Annotated in this window: 3 protein-coding genes; all 3 read right to left on the bottom strand. The window is 68.0% G+C overall.

Going from position 1 to position 3,177, the window contains the following annotated elements; translation table 11 throughout:
* Positions 1 to 9: 9 nt before the first annotated feature.
* Complete coding sequence (gene bhcD, locus OE647_RS19895) at positions 10 to 969, bottom strand: iminosuccinate reductase BhcD (RefSeq protein WP_263723511.1); 960 nt, start codon at positions 967 to 969, stop codon at positions 10 to 12.
* A gap of 79 nt (positions 970 to 1,048) precedes the next feature.
* A complete protein-coding gene (gene bhcC, locus OE647_RS19900; RefSeq protein ID WP_263723512.1) occupies positions 1,049 to 2,215 on the bottom strand; it encodes a 3-hydroxy-D-aspartate aldolase BhcC in 1,167 nt (388 codons plus the stop codon).
* 14 nt (positions 2,216 to 2,229) lie between these two features.
* Positions 2,230 to 3,177, bottom strand: a 948-nt coding sequence (gene bhcB / locus OE647_RS19905; RefSeq protein WP_263723513.1) for a beta-hydroxyaspartate dehydratase BhcB, incomplete at its 5' end; no start/stop codon positions are given.

Raw genomic sequence — 3,177 nt, forward strand, 5'->3', positions numbered from 1 at the left:
TGGCGGCGCTCAGACCTCGACGGCGATTGCCAGCCCGAATTCCTCGGCCCGCCGGACGGCCGCGCCCGCCACGGCGAGGTCCTGGAGCCCGACGCCTGTGCCGTCGAAGAGGGTGATCTGCGCCTCCGACTGGCGGCCCTCGGCAAGCCCCGCGACGACCGCGCCGATGGGCGTGATGTCGGCCGCCGCGATCAGGCCTGCCGCGACGGCGTGCTGCGCCTCGCCGATGGTCACGGATTGCGCGACCTCGTCGGTGAAGACCCGCGCGCGGGCCAGAAGCGCGGGCTCGACCTCCTGCTTGCCCCGGGTGTCGGTGCCCATGCAGGCCAGATGCGTTCCCGGCGCCACATGCGCGGCCATCAGCGAGGCCGCGGGCGAGGAGGTGATGGTCACGATCACGTCGGCCTCGACCATCCGCTCCAGCGGCACGGCTTCGAAGGGCAGGCCCAGTTCCGCCGCGACCTCGCCAAGCTTCGGCAGCATCTCCGGATGCAGGTTCCAGGCGATGACCTTCTCGAAACGCCGCACCCTGGCGGCGGCGCGCAACTGGAAGGCCGCCTGGTGGCCCGCGCCCACCATGCCGAGCACCTTGGCATCCCGCCGCGCCAGCCGGTCGATCGAGATCGCGGAGGCCGCGGCCGTGCGCAGCGCGGTCAGAAGGTTGCCCCCCACCATCGCCGTGGGCCGCCCGGTCTCGGGATCGAACAGGTAGACGCTCGACTGGTGGTTGGGCATGCCCTTCCCGGCATTGCCGGGAAAGTAGCCCCCCGCCTTCACGCCCAGCATCCCGCCCGCGCGATCAAGGCCCGACTTGAACCCATACTGCCGCCCCTCGCCAAGCGCCTCCCGCACCACGGGGAAGTTGTAGGCCTCCTCCCGCGCCATCGCGGCGAAGGTCGCCTCGACCGCGGCGAAGGCGTCCTCGGCCGAAACGAGATCGGCGATGAGTTTCTCTGGCACGATCAGCATGCCGCTTTCCTTTCATTCTGGCCCAAATACTCCGGGGGTGCGGGGGCAGCGCCCCCGCCGGCTGGGCGCTTCTGCGCGCTCAGTACGCCTTGCCGCGCGCCGAAACCGGCCAGACCACCTCGACCTTGCCGCCGCGAACGCCGACATACCAGTCATGGACGTTGGCGGTCGGATCGCAGTGGCCGGGCACCAGCTTCAGCTTGTCGCCCACCTTCAGCACGCCCTCGGGATCCGAGATGACCCCATGCTCGTCCGAGCACTTGATGTATTTCACATCCGTCCGCCCGTAGACGACCGGCAACCCGCTGTCGACCGACTGCGCCTTCAGCCCCGCGTCGCAGATCGCCTTGTCGGCCTTGGCGTGGCTCATGACGCTGGTCAGGATGAAAAAGGCGTTCTCCCATTCGCCGGCGTCGATGCGGCGGCCCGCCTGGTCGAGGATGCGGCCGTAGTCGGCATCCATGAAGGCGTAGGAGCCGCACTGAAGCTCGTTGTAAAGCCCCGAGTTCGCCTCGAAGTAGTAGGATCCGGTGCCGCCGCCAGAGACGAGGTCGGTCTCGATGCCTTCGGCCTTCAGGGCCTCGACGGCGTCCCTGACCTGGGCAATCGCCGCGTCGATCTTGGCCTTGCGGTCCTCGAAACTGTCCATGTGCTGCATCGCGCCCTGATAGGCCTGGATGCCGCGGTAGACGAGGGCGTCGGCGGCCACGACGGCCCGGGCGATCTCGACCACCGCCGGGGTCGTGGTCACGCCGCAGCGCCCCGCGCCGCAGTCGATCTCGATGAAGACGCCCAGCGTGGTGCCGTGCTTCTGCGCTGCCGCCGACAGGTCGGCCACGTTGGCCACGTCGTCGACACAGACGATCACCTCGCCGCCGCTGATCTTCGGGAGTTGCGCCAGCCGTTCGATCTTGGCCGCGTCGCGCACCTGGTTCGAGACGAGGATCTCCTTGATCCCGGCCCGGGCGAAGACCTCGGCCTCGGACACTTTCTGGCAGCAGACGCCGATGGCGCCGCCCAGCTCCATCTGCAGCTTCAGCACGTCGACGGACTTGTGCATCTTGCCATGCGCGCGGTGGCGCATCCCGTGCGCCTTGGCGTAGTCGCCCATCTTCCGGATGTTGCGCTCCAGCGCGTCGAGGTCGAGCACCAGGCAGGGCGTCTGGATGTCGGCCGCGTCCATGCCGGGCTTGGCGGGAATGTCGAAGCCCACCTCGTAGGCGTCGAAATCGACGGAATCTTTCATCGGAATTCTCCTTCTCAGCCCTGCATCCAGGGCAGTTTGTCCAGATCGACGTTGCCGCCGGTGATGATGACGCCCACGCGCTTGCCCTTGAACGCCTCGGGGTTCTTGAGGATGGTCGCCAGCGGCACCGCGCTCGAAGGCTCCATGACCACGCGCAGGTGCTTCCAGGTCAGCTTCATCGCCTCGACGATCTCCGCGTCCGAGGCCGTGTAGATCTCGGAGACATGGGTCTTCACGAAGTGCCAGGTCAGGTCCTTGAGCGGCACCAGGAGCCCGTCGGCGATGGTCCTGGGCGCGTCGTCGGCGATGATGTGGCCGGCCTTGAAGCTGCGATAGGCGTCGTCGGCCTGCTCGGGCTCGGCCGCGATCACCTTCGTTTCCGGCGCCAGCGTCGAAAGCGTCAGGCAGGTGCCCGAGATCATGCCGCCCCCGCCGATCGGCGCCACCACCATGTCGAGCCCGTCCACCTGTTCCATGAATTCCTTCGAACAGGTCCCCTGCCCGGCGATCACGCGCGGGTCGTTGTAGGGATGGACGAAGTCGCCCCCCGTTTCCGCCTGCACCTGCGCAAAGGTCGCCTCGCGCGACGAGGTCGAGGGCTCGCATTCGGTGATCCGCCCGCCGTAGCGGCGCACGGTGTCCTTCTTGGCCTGCGGCGCGGTCCGCGGCATCACCACGTTGCACGGAATGCCCCTGCGCATCGCCGCGTAGCTGAGGCACGAGGCATGGTTGCCAGAGGAATGCGTGGCGACGCCCTTCGCCGCCTGCTCCTCGCTCAGCCCAAAGACCGCGTTCGCCGCGCCCCGCACCTTGAAGGCGCCCGGCTCCTGGAAGTTCTCGCACTTGAAGAACAGCTGACAGCCCGCCAGCTCGTTCAGATAATCCGACGTCCGAACCGGCGTCCGACGAATGTGCGGCACAATCCGATCATGCGCCAAAAGCATGTCCTCATAGCTCGGGAT

It is taken from the genome of Albidovulum sediminicola (assembly GCF_025751575.1).
Lineage (GTDB): Bacteria > Pseudomonadota > Alphaproteobacteria > Rhodobacterales > Rhodobacteraceae > Albidovulum > Albidovulum sediminicola.

Excerpts from the sequence above, each read along its gene's own strand:
- bhcD (WP_263723511.1), bottom strand. The coding sequence starts at position 969 with ATGCTGATCGTGCCAGAGAAACTCATCGCCGATCTCGTTTCGGCCGAG.
- bhcC (WP_263723512.1), bottom strand. The coding sequence starts at position 2,215 with ATGAAAGATTCCGTCGATTTCGACGCCTACGAGGTGGGCTTCGACATT.